This is a genomic window from cyanobacterium endosymbiont of Epithemia turgida isolate EtSB Lake Yunoko, assembly GCF_000829235.1.
Classification (GTDB): domain Bacteria; phylum Cyanobacteriota; class Cyanobacteriia; order Cyanobacteriales; family Microcystaceae; genus Rippkaea.
Window position 1 is genome coordinate 1,348,563 of the sequence record NZ_AP012549.1, and the last position, 16,365, is coordinate 1,364,927.

At 31.2% G+C, this 16,365-nt stretch carries 10 protein-coding genes and 1 pseudogene; 4 read left to right on the forward strand and 7 right to left on the reverse strand.

Annotated features, from left to right (window positions below; translation table 11 throughout):
• Nucleotides 1-388: 388 nt before the first annotated feature.
• The gene (locus tag ETSB_RS04180; protein WP_044106484.1) at nt 389-1,618 is read right to left on the reverse strand and encodes an acetate kinase; all 1,230 of its coding nucleotides are present in this window, start codon (nt 1,616-1,618) and stop codon (nt 389-391) included.
• 962 nt (nt 1,619-2,580) lie between these two features.
• Nucleotides 2,581-2,904, reverse strand: a complete 324-nt coding sequence (locus ETSB_RS04190) for a hypothetical protein (protein WP_044106485.1) — start codon at nt 2,902-2,904, stop codon at nt 2,581-2,583.
• A gap of 697 nt (nt 2,905-3,601) precedes the next feature.
• Between ETSB_RS04190 and ETSB_RS09915 the strand changes: the two genes are divergently transcribed.
• Complete coding sequence (locus ETSB_RS09915; RefSeq protein ID WP_171816401.1) at nt 3,602-3,748, forward strand: hypothetical protein; 147 nt, start codon at nt 3,602-3,604, stop codon at nt 3,746-3,748.
• Nucleotides 3,749-4,165: 417 nt separating this feature from the next.
• Complete coding sequence (locus ETSB_RS04195) at nt 4,166-5,248, forward strand: helix-turn-helix domain-containing protein (RefSeq protein WP_044106486.1); 1,083 nt, start codon at nt 4,166-4,168, stop codon at nt 5,246-5,248.
• A gap of 105 nt (nt 5,249-5,353) precedes the next feature.
• Here ETSB_RS04195 and ETSB_RS09225 read toward each other — a convergent pair.
• From ETSB_RS09225 to ETSB_RS04205, 3 genes and pseudogenes are all read right to left on the reverse strand, one after another.
• A pseudogene (locus ETSB_RS09225) lies at nt 5,354-5,629 on the reverse strand (MgPME-cyclase complex family protein).
• 80 nt (nt 5,630-5,709) lie between these two features.
• Nucleotides 5,710-6,432, reverse strand: a complete 723-nt coding sequence (locus tag ETSB_RS04200) for a pyridoxine 5'-phosphate synthase (protein ID WP_044106487.1) — start codon at nt 6,430-6,432, stop codon at nt 5,710-5,712.
• 1,606 nt (nt 6,433-8,038) lie between these two features.
• Nucleotides 8,039-8,746, reverse strand: coding sequence for an ABC transporter ATP-binding protein (locus ETSB_RS04205; protein ID WP_269763984.1), 708 nt, complete (start codon nt 8,744-8,746; stop codon nt 8,039-8,041).
• 541 nt (nt 8,747-9,287) lie between these two features.
• Here ETSB_RS04205 and ruvB point away from each other — a divergent pair.
• Nucleotides 9,288-10,382 carry a Holliday junction branch migration DNA helicase RuvB gene (ruvB, locus tag ETSB_RS04210; protein ID WP_044106489.1) on the forward strand — a complete coding sequence of 365 codons (1,095 nt, stop codon included), beginning with the start codon at nt 9,288-9,290 and terminating at the stop codon, nt 10,380-10,382.
• 195 nt (nt 10,383-10,577) lie between these two features.
• On the opposite strand, the gene ETSB_RS04215 is transcribed toward ruvB, so the two are convergent.
• Nucleotides 10,578-11,399 carry a squalene/phytoene synthase family protein gene (locus ETSB_RS04215; RefSeq protein WP_044106491.1) on the reverse strand — a complete coding sequence of 274 codons (822 nt, stop codon included), beginning with the start codon at nt 11,397-11,399 and terminating at the stop codon, nt 10,578-10,580.
• A 471-nt stretch (nt 11,400-11,870) separates the two neighbouring features.
• Here ETSB_RS04215 and ETSB_RS09920 point away from each other — a divergent pair, with 471 nt between their 5' ends.
• Nucleotides 11,871-12,017, forward strand: a complete 147-nt coding sequence (locus ETSB_RS09920) for a hypothetical protein (protein WP_171816402.1) — start codon at nt 11,871-11,873, stop codon at nt 12,015-12,017.
• 1,910 nt (nt 12,018-13,927) lie between these two features.
• On the opposite strand, the gene glyQ is transcribed toward ETSB_RS09920, so the two are convergent.
• Nucleotides 13,928-14,800: a glycine--tRNA ligase subunit alpha gene (glyQ, locus tag ETSB_RS04220; protein ID WP_044106493.1), complete on the reverse strand. Its 873-nt coding sequence runs from the start codon at nt 14,798-14,800 to the stop codon at nt 13,928-13,930.
• Between the last annotated feature and the right edge of the window lie 1,565 nt (nt 14,801-16,365).

A 16,365-nucleotide genomic window follows, 5' to 3' on the forward strand; every position in this document is an offset into this window, starting at 1 on the left:
AGGACAACATAATTTTTATTAATTAAACATTAACTTATTAATATAAATATTATTAATATAAATTATATTAATATATTTAAAATCAACATATATTAGTTTTAAAATAAGTAGGTTAGCTTGTAAAAATCTGAAAAAAAATTAATTAAAGCCTAGTAGTCGCTAGATATAAATCTGTCTAAAAATTAAGCTAACACAATCAGAATAGTAAGAAATATAAAAGTTAGATAATGCCAAAAAATTACTTATGGCATAAAAATATAAATTTTATATCTAAATCTAATAGATTTTTATTTTATAAATAAAAAGTAAATATAACTATAAAAAATATATATAACTTTTATATTTTAAATTATCAATTATTCAAGAAAGTAGTTATATAAAATTTGATTTATAAAGATAAATATCTTTGATTGAATATTTTCCAACATTCTTGAGCAATTGCCCAATCTTCTTCGGTATGAATAATAAGAATCCTGACAGTTGAATCATCGGTTGCAATATCAGTATCTACTGAGAAATTATTGTTTTTCTTAGGATCTAATTTCAGTCCTAGAAATTCAAACGCTTCACAAGTTTTTTCACGTACAATAGCTGAATTTTCTCCTACTCCTGCGGTAAAAACTAATGTATCTAATCCTCCTAAACTACCTAACATTCCTCCTAAGTGCCATCGTAGACGATGAATATACATATCAAAAGCTAATTGTGCGCGGTAATTTCCTTCATTAACTGCTTGAATAATAGATCGTAGATCAGCAGAAATACCTGAGACTCCTTGAACCCCTGATTTTTTATTCAACATAGTATTTAATTGATTAGCAGTAAAGTTATATTGACGTATTAAATGAATTAAAATGGCAGGATCAATGGAACCACTACGGGTTCCCATCATTAATCCTTCAAGGGGAGTAAATCCCATTGTCGTATCAATACTAATTCCATTCTTGATAGCTGCTAAAGAACAACCATTTCCTAGATGACAGGTAATTAATTTTAAAGATGTTAAGGATTTATTTAAAATTTGAGCTGCTTTTTCGGCACAATATTTATGACTGATTCCATGAAACCCATAACGACGAATACCCTTTTCTAACCATTCATAAGGAATGGGATAAGCTGCTGATTTGAGTGGTATATGACAATGGAAAGCAGTGTCAAATACTGCTACTTGTGGAACATTTCCTAATACCTGTTCAATAGCTTGTATTCCATTAATATGCGACGGATTATGGGTCGGAGCTAGTGGAATTAAGCGGGCGATTACCGCTTTTACATCCGGAGTAATTAAAGTTGCTTCAGAATAATCTGTGCCTCCATGAACCACCCGATGACCGACAATATTAATTTGTAAAAAATTTTTAATTACTCTTGTTTTTCCTTGAATTAACGTATTAAGTATTTGGGGTATTGCTTGACAAAAATGCTTATGGTTTAGAATTTTATTTTTCTTGATTCCATTAGCTTCAACTGTTAAAATACCTTGACCTTTGGCTACTGTCCAATCAATATTAGCTTTCCAGATAGGTTTTATGGAATATTTAGGTAAATGATCACTAGTTAAGTTATATAAGCAACTTTTTTGACTACTTGAACCTGCATTAATGATTAAAATTTTCATGATTATTTTATTTATTAAATTTTATATTATTCTGTATTTATGAAAGTTTTTCTAGGTTAAATTAAATTGATAATAAATTCAGAGTCTCCTCTTTAGAGGCAGTATAAACTCAGAGACGGTATTTACTTCATTTAATATTGTATTAGGATAATATTAAACAATGTAATATGAACAAAAGACAGATACTTGATGGTTACAATAATAACAATGATCAGTTAACCAACTTAAACTAACTCTATTATTTAGATATTCTTCCATGTTAGCTTTTTGAATATCTGAATTATCAGTTTTAGGATAAATTTATATAGCAAAGTATGGTGGTAGATAAAAAAAATTATTTTCCCTTTCACTCCATCCCCAAGGAAAATAATTGTTAGCTATAAATAAAATATCATAGCAATAAATCAGACTGCCAGGCAGTTCAAGCCCTGTATGAAAACCAAACATATCTCCTCATGCTTTTTCTTGTAACAAATTTAGTATATGCTTTAAGTTCTTTATTTTCTGATATTTCCCCTCTACGTGTAGTTGTCACTAAAATTATAGTAGTCTTTGATTATAATCTTAAATTTTAGATTTTAAAAACTTAGCTATTTTAATTCTTACTCACTAATATCGTCAATAGTTTATTTCATAAAATTATTGTATTTACTTTTTAATTATTGGATAATTAATGATATTAAATTCCTAAAAAACTCAGCCATATTAACATTATAAATATCCTTAAAAGTTAATAAAAAATATAGCAAAAATAGATTTCAAGCAGACTTTAATTAGTTATAATCAATATTTAATTAAAGTTATCTTCTCTTGATTACTGTTGCTAATTAGTTAATTTTTATATTAGTATCTTTACACTATATTATAAAATATATATAGCATATATATCATTTTTTTGTTGTTATAAAATATAAATATTTTATAAATCACTGATTCACTTTGTATCTATTTATTATCTATCATTACTTACTATATTTGAATTTAGTATGAGCTATTTTAAGTTTTAAAAAACCTCCTAATCCAGCCATTACTAGGAAAAAAAGAACAGTCATAGATTGGGGAACAGCCAAAGAAATAATTGAATTTTGCACCTCTAAAACATTCTGAGCCTCTGATGGGACAGACTGTTTTAGAATAAACTTTACAGGAGTATTTTTTAAATTATTGTGAGTTTGAGCTTGATCTAAATTAGTATAACCATCAACACTGAATGTTAAAGAACTTCCTATGGTTGAAGCAAGAGTAGCAGAGGAAGTTGCTACCACGAATCTATTAATTACGGTCATTTGTGTAAAAATCTTAATAAGAATAAAGTATCTTGGCAGAGATTATATACGACTGTTTAAATATACCTTTTTTCTTTATAAAAATTTTACATTTTAATTAATGAAGTAATTATGTATTAATAGCTAAAAGCTGTTCCCTTAATACTGAAATAATATTTATATTTTGTCTTTTTATAAAGCTCAAATTTTTATACTGAATCTATCTTTATGATTAAAGTTTATTAATTTATTTTTTACACTACAAATAGATTAGTATCTATTGTATAAAACAAAAGTAAATTATCGGTTTGGCTATGCTTATTTTTAAAAAATTAACTAATCATGGACTACAAGTGAGTATAATCACTGGCTTTAGTAGTTTCCTCTTGCCCAGTTCAATCACAGCTTAAACTAATTTGGATAAGTTAATAATAGAACTTTGTCAAAAGTCTATTGAAATCAAAGTAGCAGTCACTGAAAACATAAGAAAACGGATATAAATATCTTTTGAAACCGTAAAACTATCGTCGATTTCTAATACAGAATTTAAAATTAAAGGAACAGCACGTTTACGGAGTGGTAATAATTGGCGATTCTTCACCTATAACTGTTTAGTTAACGGGAGTGGGGAGTGAAGGACTGGTAAATAAAGTTAACTATAACCTAGATAAAATATAGACCCAGACCAAGTATCCGATTATGTCAAGAAGAACTGCGAGTGACTGTCAAACGAGATAGTAACGGTTCGGTGGAATTTAACGATAGTCTGAAAGCTTATTATGTGTCCAAGACAGAAAAAGGAGTCAGAGGAACTTTCATGGACAAAGGGACTCGAAATAGGTTAGTTAGAGCGAAAATATTTTAATTGCACATTCAATCTTCGGGAAGAATAGGTAATAAAACTTATTTAGAGTTCTGACAGTAGCAATCGCCCCATCGCCAGTGAAGAACAAATGATTTGGCTGTGTCAAGATGCTGTCCGTCAACAAGTCTCTTAAAATAGAATTGATCTAGGAGGAATTTTGGGAATTAGTATCGGAACTGGACAGAGTGTTAAATTTTGAGAATCGGTTAACACTTTTGATATCGCAGATGCTCAAAAAAGAATTGGAGGAAATGCCACCTTGTTAGAAGGCTAAAAACAGCGTCAGGTTAGTTATAAATGTACTCTTAACATTCGTCAGGGAATCATAACTGACACTACAATCAAATAATTTTGTAGCAAACTGAACTCTATAATTTGTATTTTTATTACACTCTAACTAAATATATAAAGAGAACAATGAGTAACTATAATTCCAGCCAAATTCAACAACTTCGAGAATTAGGGGCGTATTTGTGCCAACAAAGATTGGCTCGTTCCTTAACCTTAGAGCAAATAGCGACGAGTACCTTCATTCACTTATCTATCCTAAAAGCTCTTGAACAAGGGCAGGTTAATGAATTACCCGAACTCGTCTATGTGCGAGGCTTTGTGCGCCGTTATGGAGAAGTCTTAAATCTCGACGGACATAGCTTAGCCGATCGATTTCTCCTTCAGCAAGTTGAAGAATCCTCTTCTGCAACTTCCCCTGAATTGGCGATCCCCTCACCAGTTGAATCTTTAGGAGAAGGTTTGTTGCCTTTCTTAGGGGGCATACAGACAACCGCAAAAATACGAAAAAAATTGTCTTCTTTCCTAAAAAATTTAATACCCGTAACTCATAAAGAATTATCGATTCCGCCCATTTTTTTACCGTCTACACTCAAAGTTTGTGGGTCTGTATTCCTATGGGTAGGAGCTATAACAGTACTTTTTTATATTTTCTCTGCCTCTCAATTTTCTGAATTTTTTTCCAAAAACAAGACTTCCGAAGTGGGAACCCCCCTTTTAAAAAAGACTAAAAACCTAGCAGACCGAAAATCTCAACCTGCTTCCAATATCATTGAATCTGTTGTGCCTAAGTCCAATACCACCCCGGCTGCCAAAAATGTAATTCAAAAGCCAGTAGACGATAAAAAGGAAACCCCATCAGTCTTTACTTCGGCAAATACTGACACCAGAGAGAATAATGCTCCGAGTACGGGCAATACTACTTCCAAATTACCCCAAGAGCTAATCTTTTCAAATCTCAATTCAGGTAGTCCTGTAGATGTCTCTATTTTCCTGGAAGAGGATTCTTGGATGAGGATTAAGATAGACGGTGAAATTGAATATGAAGGAATTTTAGGAAAAGGCACTCAGCAAACCTGGACTGCCCAAAAAACTTTGATTATTCGGGCTGGTAATGCGGGAGCAGTCAACCTTATCGTTAATGATCAGCCTAGCCGAAAGTTGGGAAATATTGGTGAAGTACAAGAAGTTACCCTAACTACCAATAGTTGAGTATCAGTTTCTGATGAGGCTCAATCACCTTTGATCTCTACTCTATAATTTGTGTTAAACCCCTTCGATGGAAGCTAAGGGATCAACAACAGAGATCGATGGGGTTTAAAATTTGTTATAAAAGACGAATTTTAAACATAACTTTAGCCAAGTAATAAACTCAGAATTCAAAGAGATTATGGCAAAAGATAGTTTATGATACTTGTCCTTGACCTCTTTAAATTTTAGGGCTTCTATAAAAGTGGGTCATTTAATTAACTAAAAATTAATTTTTTTATTTTCCTCTTCATGGTTCCCTGCTCTTTCCTCAAACACTTCACCAAGGAACTCTTCTTCTCCAAGAAAACGTTGGCTGCCTAAAACACAATAATAGGTTGTTATTACTTAGTGATTAATATCTAATTATTAAAGATCAATTGTTAGTCCCCAAAAAATTTTCTAGATTAAGGATCATTAATAATTTATAATTGTCCTCTCATAGCTAGTTTCATTTCTCGGACTGCTCGTTCCATCCCTACCAACACCGCACGACTGATAATAGTGTGACCGATATTCAATTCTTCTATCCTCGGTAAACAAGCAACAGGGTAAACATTCTTATAAGTTAAACCATGACCAGCATTTACTCGTAATCCCAAGTTTGACGCCTGTTCACATCCTTGTCTTAAAAATTCTAACTCTTTTTGGCGTACTATAGCGTTAGGAGCATCTGCATATTTACCCGTATGGAGTTCAATAAATTGAGCTTGGGTGTCGGCTGATGCTTGAATCTGAGTTTCCTGTACATCGATGAATAAACTCACTGGAATGTCTGCACTTTGCAAGCAGACAACAATTTCTTTTAGACGATAAAAATTCCCTACAATGTCTAACCCTCCTTCGGTAGTTATTTCTTCTCGCTTTTCGGGAACTAAGGTCACGTAATCTGGTTTAATGTCGAGGGCGATCAGAACCATTTCATCAGTGGCAGCCATTTCCAAATTTAGATGAGTGCGAACAGTTTTACGCAACAACTGCACATCTATATCTTGAATATGACGACGATCTTCCCTGAGATGGATAGTAATACCATTCGCCCCTCCTAATTCTGCTAAGACAGCAGCAGCGATGGGGTCAGGCTCAACAGTACGTCTTGCTTGACGGATAGTGGCTATATGATCAATATTGACACCAAGAGTTAGCAATTAATTTAACCTCGTCTTTTGAACTCATATGTATTCTAACATTCACTATTTTAACTGAAGTTTTTAAAGGTTTTTAGTATTGTTTAATGATACTATCAATATAGTATCAATCTAATTTATTTTGAATTGATTATTATAAATAGGTTAAGAAGTTTTAAATATTGATCTCAGGAAGGATGCGTCAAGTTCTAGATACCTTGTTTTTTTGTAAAATAGTTAAACTACAATTTAATACAGCTATATTTTATGTTCACATTACCCTTGTCTCTTCTTTACTAAAAGAAACACTTTCATAAGTTCTAAATTAGAATTTATGAAAGTGTTTAGTATAAATTACTTTTTAGATAAAAATTACTTTGATTTTTTAACCAATTAGCACAAGGAAAGTATTGTCTGTTGATTCATTAGAAAATATCTTTTTATTTTATTGATATAAAATTTATAAATAAATCAATATTAACTAAATTTTCAGTATATATAAATATATTACTAATACAGTCAGCAACTAATTGAAATATTTGTTGTAAATTTTAAAAAAATTTACAACAAATATTTCTGTTTTTTTCTTGTATCAAAAATTAACTATTATCTAGATAAAATTTAATTTTTTTTTAGTTGCTAAAACTAAAATATTACTACTTATCTCTCACTCTTTCAGTCTGTTTTAAAGCAGAATATAGAAAATCTAGTTCATATCTAATTTATGCAATTTAGTTAATTCTATGATTTATAGCTCTTTGAAAAACACCGCCACTAACTATTGGAGCAACAATCAAGTCCTATATCTACTGAATATTTAAATTTTTTCTAAATTTTTAGTTATTAAAAATAATTATATATCAGGGTTTTAAACCTATTTACAATAATTTTTTCTAAAAGTTTGATTGTTAAAAATGTTTCATTCTAGGTTTCATTAATTAGCTCTTCTTGATAATTCTTATCAACTATTGTTTGAATAAACTTAGGGACTCTAATAATTACATGTCCTAACAACATGATTTAAATATTTAATTATTGTAATATTAATTTAATATACCAAAATTTTAATATTTTATTGACTTTATTCAACTATCTATCTATTGCTTCATAAATCACAATCAATTTATCTGTCTATTTATTTAAATTTAGCTTACTATATTTCATAGTAGTTGAAATAATTTATAAATTTTATCAGTAATAATTTTATTATATAATTAGAATTATTTATACTTAATTTTTTTAAAAATATTTTTTTTAGACTACATGTATTATCCTGAAATAAAACTAATTTTTGATGATTTTAAAATCAAACAGATAATCTGGTAAGTTTTAAGTATAATTTTATCTTTACATGTATTTAACATTTATTTAGATATTTAAAATAGATTTCTTTTTAATAAAAAAATTATTCTAAACCTTCTTAAGATAAGCTTTGCTAGATGTTGCATATTTTTGTTGAAATTACTTCGACAAAAATATTGTTTAATCTCGGTTTTTGAATTAAATAGTTCATAAGAAGAGCAAATTGTTATAATTTTATGACTTAGTAACTATATATATATTAATGTTTCCATAAATTATTCTTGATTAGTTATAGAATTTTACTTCTGTTCTTAAAAGAATACTCTTAAAAATTTTGACAAATCTGTCCATCCCGAAACAAAATAGTTCGTTGACAGTGACGGGCAACTTCTGACTCGTGAGTTACAATTACTAGAGTAATACCCGTATCATTAAGTTCTTGGAAAATACCCAGTATTTCTTGAGTCATTTGGGAATCGAGGGCTCCTGTAGGTTCATCGGCTAGAAGTAACAAAGGATCATTGACAATAGCGCGGGCTATGGCCACCCGTTGTTGCTGTCCGCCCGAGAGTTGATTAGGCTTATTATGAAGACGATTCCCTAATCCCACTTTTTCTAAGGCAGTAGCAGCGCGCTCACATCGTTTTTGAGTGGCAATTCCTGCATAAACCATCGGTAAGATTACATTTTCTAAGGCTGTCATCTGCGGCAGTAGGTGAAATTGTTGAAAAACAAAGCCAATTTTGCCATTGCGAATGGCAGCTAATTGTGTTTCTTGGAGTTCTGACACATTCGTATTGTCAAGGTAATAACAACCTGAAGTGGGACGATCAAGACAACCGACAATATTCATTAAGGTCGACTTTCCTGAGCCTGAGGCCCCCATGATAGCACAAGATTCTCCTTTTTCTATAGTTAGACTAACGTTCTTGAGAGCATGGAAAGTGGTATCGCCACTACCATAAACTTTAGAAATCTTTTCTAAGCGAATAATGATGGAGTAATATTCGTTAATTTTATTAAGATAATTCAAGGTATCTTGGGAAATGGTAAACTGCCAAAGGACATTTTAAAGTAAACGTCAATCTCACTTATATTTACCTTTTATTATGGCGTACATCATATAAATCAGACATTTCTTAATAGAATGGTTAGTAATCGCGGTTCTTAGATAGTTTCCATTAAGTTAAAATTTATTACCAATCAAGTGTGTTAGTCGTAAATCTTGTCTGATATTCTTAAATTTTTTGATTACTTATCTTATATTAATTGACAGTCAAATAACTACTTGTTCAATGCTATATCTTTTAGTGGGTTAGTTCATTAGTTTAATTTATGCTGTTAGCACAGTATCTTTAATATAGGATAGAAAAAAATTTTTTCTTAATTTGTATCGTGTATAAATTAAGTTCTTAATATAGAGGAAACACGCCGCTAGATTATATTAGCCTAGCATCCCCTTAATTTTTATATTTTATCGATCAACCTTTAGCTAAGAAAAAAGTTTTCATGATTTTACTTTCAATAGCAATTACGATAGTAGAAATCATTCATTAATAACCTGATCGTTCTCAATGACAGTTAAACGCTCAGCTAGTTCTCAATCGCTTGTTTCCCAATCGTCTATTCCTCAATTATCCTCTAGACAGAAGAAATCTTTCCCATCTTCTGCGATCGTATTATCAGGAAGAGCCACACTCCCAGAAAAGCAAAAGATAGATGAGACCCTTCGTCCTAGTTGCTTAGCTGATTATTTTGGACAAAAAGGACTTAAAAATATTTTGTCCATTGCTATAGGAGCCGCCAAAGCTAGACGAGATTCTCTTGATCATTTACTTTTGTACGGACCTCCTGGACTAGGTAAAACCACTATTTCCTTGATTATAGCTACGGAAATGGGGGTCAACTGTACAATGACAACTGCTCCTGCTTTAGAGCGTCCTAGAGATATTACAGGACTGCTAGTTAATCTTAAGCAGGGCGATATTCTCTTTGTTGATGAAATTCACCGTCTAAACCGATTGACTGAAGAATTACTTTACCCAGCAATGGAGGATTATCGTCTTGACATTACCCTTGGTAAAGGACAAGCTGCTAGAACTCGTACCATTTCCTTGTCCAAGTTTACTTTGATCGGAGCAACGACTAAGATTGGATCGTTAACCTCTCCATTACGCGATCGCTTTGGGCTCATTCAACGATTACAGTTTTACGAAATTGATGAATTAATGTTGATTGTATTACGAACTGCCAAAATTCTGAATACGGAAATTACTAAAGATGGAGCGGCAGAAATAGCTCATCGTTCACGAGGAACCCCTAGGATTGCTAATCGTTTATTACGGCGAGTGAGAGACTATATACAAGTAAAAAAACTCGATTGTATTAGTCAAAAATTAGCAGCCGAAGCCTTGGATATTTATCAAGTTGACATTCAAGGACTTGATTGGATGGATCGCCTAATCTTAGAAACTATGATCAATCAATTTCAAGGAGGACCCATTGGGCTAGAAGCTATAGCGGCTGCTACAGGAGAAGATGCAAAAACTATCGAAGAAGTTTATGAACCCTATTTATTACAAATTGGTTATCTTTGTCGTACGCCTAGGGGAAGAGTCGTTACTAACCAAGCTTATCAACATTTAAAGCAAATAACTCAGGGACAGTGATAGATTTTAAATAGATAGTTAATAAGGAATTTACTCTTCTGTATTAGGCATAAAAAATCATAAAATAAAAGGCTAAAAATCTTGTTTTGCAAGTCGCTAAAAACTTACTTTTAATAAGTAAGTTAGATTTAGTCACTAAAAAAATAATCTCTCCGGAGAGAGACTTGATTCTAAACTTAATTATTAATTTTTAACCTAATGACTGTAACCGGTTACTTGTTGGACTAAAGCAATAACGTCACTACGGCTTAGTTTTTTTTTGCCTAAAGCCATTACTTCTAGAGTTCTATAGGCTAATGCCAAAGGAATTTTACAGAAATCCGAGGCCGGTCCTGGGGGCAAAGACTTAGTGTAACAATCAGCTAGCGTAAGGTTACGACGAGCATATTGATGAACATCTTGTTCTAGCCATCCTTGGGGCAGGAAATTCACTCCACGTTTCAGATCTTCGCGATGATTACGGACAATATTGACTGCTTGTAACCCTCGACCAAATCCAATAGCATAAGTTCGGTTAGTTTGAGTTCCATCGTACCAGGCCCACAAGTCAGACAAAAGTAACCCCACTGCCCCAGCAACACTAAAGGTATATTGATCTAAGTTAGCTTCAGTATTAATTGTCCAGTTGTTTTCAGCCCAATATGCCATACGATCAGCCATTGCTGCTGTAGCGTCCCAAACACGAGGAGCAATGGAATCAGGGGCCAACAAAGCCCATTCTCCTACCCGTAAAGTCACATCTGGCAAAGTAGCGTTATAGGACATTAATCCGACTGAAAAATTCTCAATCCTAGTGTTTTCTGTTCCTGATTGCAAATTGAGACTCATACGACGTAAAAGTTTAGCTTTAGTAAAATTATCAAGTTGAGGATGATCTTCTACTTCATCAATAGCCCGCATGCATAAATAAGCAGAGGAGACGGCCTCCTGTAACCCATCTGGAAGACGGCTAATGGGAATGTAAAATGTTCTACTCGTTTCCTTGAGAATTTTTAAGGCATTATTTCGTAAAGTCATTTATTTAACTCCTCACACCAATTTAGGCAATAGCATAGACTTACTTACCTGAGACATCTAACTAAACTATTATTAAGTTCCTGACTAAAGGAAAATTTATTATCTTATATGTTTAGATAATAAAGACGATGTCCATTGTATTACGCTTAAGTAAAATTTGCTTTAATTAGAGAGTTTCATCAAATTAAGTATATTTTTATTAAATAAACAACGGCTCTCTATTCTCAATGAAATAAAAACTCAACAAGTTCTAAAGATTCAGTTGTGACTCACGATATAAATAAGTCTCAACCAAGATCAGAGCAACTAGTGAGTGGTTCTTGGTATTATAACTGTACCTCTACCAAATCAAGATCTAACCGAGATTTCTGTAGGGCTTCATCTCCTCGACATTGCAAAAATTAGTGAAGTTGAGCATAGTTTCATTATTGATTTTTATTTAGGATCGCAATCATACAACCAGCAACCATCATGATGAAATTAGCATTTTGGTCATATTTTTGCCAAGTTATTCCCCACATTACCCTAGCTACAGCTACTATGATCAGTTTGACTACCTATTTAATTTGTGCTGCTTTAAGAGTTATCCCGTACGGACTGTTTAACCGCAGAGAATAAGGATCATTGTCGCGATTTATTAGTTTTTGTTGTTTTGGTAGAGTCAGTAATTAACATTAATACCTGAAAGTTATCAGCTGGTAGTTTTACTATGATATAATGGCAATATTATCTCAAATCATTAGGATATAGCTCCTATAGTAATTTTTATTCAGATAAATAAAAGTGAAAAAACAGAGAAAATATTAGTTATATTAAAGAATGAAAATGTACTCCATAGATATCCCCACTAAAATAATAAAAAAATCACAGTAAAACCAATTGATCAACTGAGGCAGAACTGCTTAATATTATTGAACAGGTTTTAAAAGACAAAAACTATGCTACTTTTCATACAAGTGAGTATTTACTCACGGGAAGAAATTAATATTGAAGATAATATTGCACCATATTTAATTTAATTTAAAAACGGGAAGAAATTAATATTGAAGATAATATTGCACCATATTTAATTTAATTTAAAAACTTAAGTAAACTAACGAATACATTTTATGGATTTTCAGTTTACTTAAACTGAGTTTATTTTAACAAACCCGTAGTTGATTTAGCCATAATTTATTATTTTAACGTAGCAACTAAATAAAAATAAACTTATAGAAAATATATCAATAATCTAGAAAAAAATATTGTATTAATTAGAATGCTCGCTACATTGAATGTTTTCGCTATTTTCACTCTTAAACGATTAATAACTAAAGATATTTTTTAAAAAATTAACTAAAATGTTAACATCTTAACTCTTGACAAGAGTTAGAAAAAGGATAGGATATACAACAATAGTAAAAGTCGTATTTTTATACTCTTATTCTCATAATTCTTAATTTATTGAAAATGGTTAGTTAAAGATTAAATTTTAAAAAAATCTCAATAATACCGAAATTATATCATACCAAATCAAGCGATAAATTTAGTAACTAATGAAAATATAGCCAGACAGTTTATCCCACTACTATTATTATGAATAATATAATTGAAAACCACTACTACAAGTTATATTGTATTTGGTATTTTCAGCACTAAACTCGGTATGTTCCAAATCTTTTGTCGGAAAATGGGACGAGTAATTTTTTTCACTGTGATTCACGGCATAGCTATGTACTATCATTGATATCAAAATTCTTAAAAAATTCATTACAATTTCTTTACATAAAAATTTTAGATAATTAGAAACTACTCTTGTGAAGAATTTCCTTCGTCAATAATGTTGTTTTACATGGTATCTGACAGAATAATATTAATCTAAGCAGAATTTTCTAAAGATATTAAAAGAATAGGAGTCAATATCCTTACATTTATTGTCGCCAAAAACTCAGTACAACACTATTATAAATATTACCATTGGCAATAAAAACTCCTACTAGAGGGGAATAAAAAGCCCCTTGTAATCAAAAAGATACTCTAAATTATAATGAGTATCTCTTCCGGTATTAGCTATTTCAGATAGATCTAATAGTTGAACTACAGGAGAGTTTAAAATATAAAAAAGAATAGGTTGAAAATCCCAAAATAATGAAACGTCTAACATAGTTGAAAGTACCTCTAATTAATTCTATTTTTTCAAGCACTAATCAGCTTTTCTAAAAAATTTAACATGAGCCCAACATTTTTTTAGTTATATACACAAATTTACTTGTTGAAGCAACAGAATAATACCTTACTATCTCATCATTTTTTTCTATAGAGGAGCTAAAATTATAATTATTTTCAATCTTTTTTTCTGAATTTATATCTTTGAGAATTTTTCATTTACATTTTGAAGCTTCTAAAGCACTAAAAAAAATTTTTATATCTTTGGTGTTTAGATTTTTCACTTCCTGACTCAGAATAAACTCCAACCTTTTTAACTCATTTTAATACTTTTATATTGTAAATAACGTTTCACCTTATAAACAGACAATTATTACCTAATCTTATTTAACCAAAGGAAATCCTAATTCATCACGTTGTTGTAAATATGATCTAGCAACTTCTCGGGCTAAATTGCGAATACGGCCAATATAACGAGTTCTTTCGGCTACTGCGATAACTCCCCGTGCATCCAACAAATTAAAGCTGTGGGAACATTTCAGAATATAATCTAAACTCGGCAATACTAACCCTCGTTTAAGGAGTTGTTTGGCTTCTTGCTCATATAGTTCAAATAGTTTAAACAATAATTCTGGATCAGAGGCTTTAAAATTATAGATACACTGTTCTATCTCACTTTTTAGAAAAATATCACCATAATTAACCTGATCGTTCCACTGAATTTTGGTAATGGCTTCTACATCTTGGAGGTACATAGCTAACCGTTCCAACCCATAGGTAATCTCGATAGAAACGGGACGACAATCAATCCCCCCACATTGTTGAAAATAGGTGAACTGGGTAATTTCCATGCCATCTAACCAAACTTCCCAACCTACACCCCAGGCGCCTAGAGTAGGAGACTCCCAATTATCCTCGACAAAACGAATATCATGATCTTCAGGATGAATTCCTAACTTTCTGAGAGAATCAAGATAAGTTTCTTGAATATTATTAGGAGAGGGTTTAATAAGTACCTGATATTGAAAATAGTGCTGAAAGCGATTAGGGTTTTCTCCATAGCGGCCATCTGTTGGCCGGCGACAGGGTTCTACATAGGCTACTGCCCAAGGTTCAGGTCCAATTGCCCGCAAGAAGGTATGAGGACTCATAGTTCCTGCTCCCTTCTCTGTGTCATAGGGTTGAGTGATCAAGCACCCACAATCGCCCCAAAACTCATGCAATTTAGTAATGATTTCTTGAAAATTAATCGACATTTAATACCCTCACGTTCTAAAACAAATCTAAATAAATTGTCTAACTTCCATTTTGACACTCTGACTATTATATTTTCAAGGATTATCTTGATTTATCTGAACTATAATTCACAGCGGAACGTGTTGAAGCAAGAATGGGAAACCCAAAAAAGAGAATGGTTTTTGTTTTTTCTTAAAATGTTAGTTTACTGAACAATGAACAAAATGTATCAGTCATCAGTCTCAATGTCCTTGAGACTAACATGGACACTAGTAATTAGGTAGACTTAAATTTAAATAGATACAAAATAGAAAAGTACTTGAGCAAAGTTATCACTAGTTAGATAAATATTAGTATACTTGAAAATTTAGCTAATAAAATTAGAAGAAAAAAAATTATTTAATTTAACTTAACTTAACTTACAACTTAACAATCATCTCCAGAATAAAAATAAAAACAGAAATATTATGTTTACTTGCAACAGGATAGAAAATTTTATAAACTGCAGATTTGCTAAAAATTTCAAGAATATCATTAAGAAAACAATTTCTAGATAGATTATGCAAGAAACAGAATGATTGTGAAATTTTTCGACGGACCATTTGTTTAAGAGCTTGTCATTAAGATTTTTATCTCTACTATTGAAAATAATATTGCTATAAGAAGAAAGTATACATATTAGGAGGTAAAGCGATCAGCTTATTGATATTTTGCTCTAATATATGCTGCGGAGACATTACTTGGTGGTATAATTTGCTGTGAATATTGGCTAGTTACTTGTATTGTTCCCACAACTTTTTTATTTAAGGACGGTATCTTTAACAAATAGAATTAAGTTTGTTTATTTTTTTATTTAATTTTCCTGAGCTTTTCTGTCCTTATTTTCCCAAGTTACCACATCTTCGGGCATGCTGTTGATGTTGACACTTAGGAATAAAACAATCTTGTTGTGGAAAAGATTATACAAAAATAATGTTACTCTGTAACAGAAGAGTGAACAAAAATATTATTAATAATCTACTATTAAATTTAATATTTAAGATCCACTTAGGTATTTTTAGTGCATTTATATTTTTATAAATGACAAATTCACTTCGGAAAATTAATACTGAGATATGAGGTTTTAAGTTTTCTTGACAACTGATGTCTTTCCTAGAAGTTTTTGTAAAAAATTTACAAAAAACCTTTAGAATTAAATTATATTTATCCCATTTTCTATTTATTAAGATAGTTGTAATAAATGATAATTTTTACCAATAGCTGCTAGCGACTGTTGTGCTAGGAATAAGCGAAACCTAAAGTTGAACTTTCTAACCTTTAGATTAAAATTATTTAGTCAACTTGTAGATTAATTAACTTTTAAGGTAGGGTTTGTGGGGATAGGCAAAATACGGCATTTTAAAAGAAATTGAACATCATAATACTCCTTGTTTTCCAGAAAATTTGCGGACTTAATTGTGAGCATAAAATAAACAATACTTGATATTTTCTACAGAATTAACATAATGTTCTAAGCTGGGGGTTTGTAATCATTGTTAAGCTAAATCTCAATAATTTATCCATATTAGGTTAGGAGTATCTAATG

Bases quoted from the DNA above. Each gene is read 5' to 3' on its own strand.
- ETSB_RS04195 (WP_044106486.1), top strand. From the start codon at position 4,166: ATGAGTAACTATAATTCCAGCCAAATTCAACAACTTCGAGAATTAGGG.
- ETSB_RS04180 (WP_044106484.1), bottom strand. From the start codon at position 1,618: ATGAAAATTTTAATCATTAATGCAGGTTCAAGTAGTCAAAAAAGTTGC.
- glyQ (WP_044106493.1), bottom strand. From the start codon at position 14,800: ATGTCGATTAATTTTCAAGAAATCATTACTAAATTGCATGAGTTTTGG.
- ruvB (WP_044106489.1), top strand. From the start codon at position 9,288: ATGACAGTTAAACGCTCAGCTAGTTCTCAATCGCTTGTTTCCCAATCG.
- ETSB_RS04215 (WP_044106491.1), bottom strand. From the start codon at position 11,399: ATGACTTTACGAAATAATGCCTTAAAAATTCTCAAGGAAACGAGTAGA.
- ETSB_RS09920 (WP_171816402.1), top strand. From the start codon at position 11,871: ATGATGAAATTAGCATTTTGGTCATATTTTTGCCAAGTTATTCCCCAC.
- ETSB_RS04190 (WP_044106485.1), bottom strand. From the start codon at position 2,904: ATGACCGTAATTAATAGATTCGTGGTAGCAACTTCCTCTGCTACTCTT.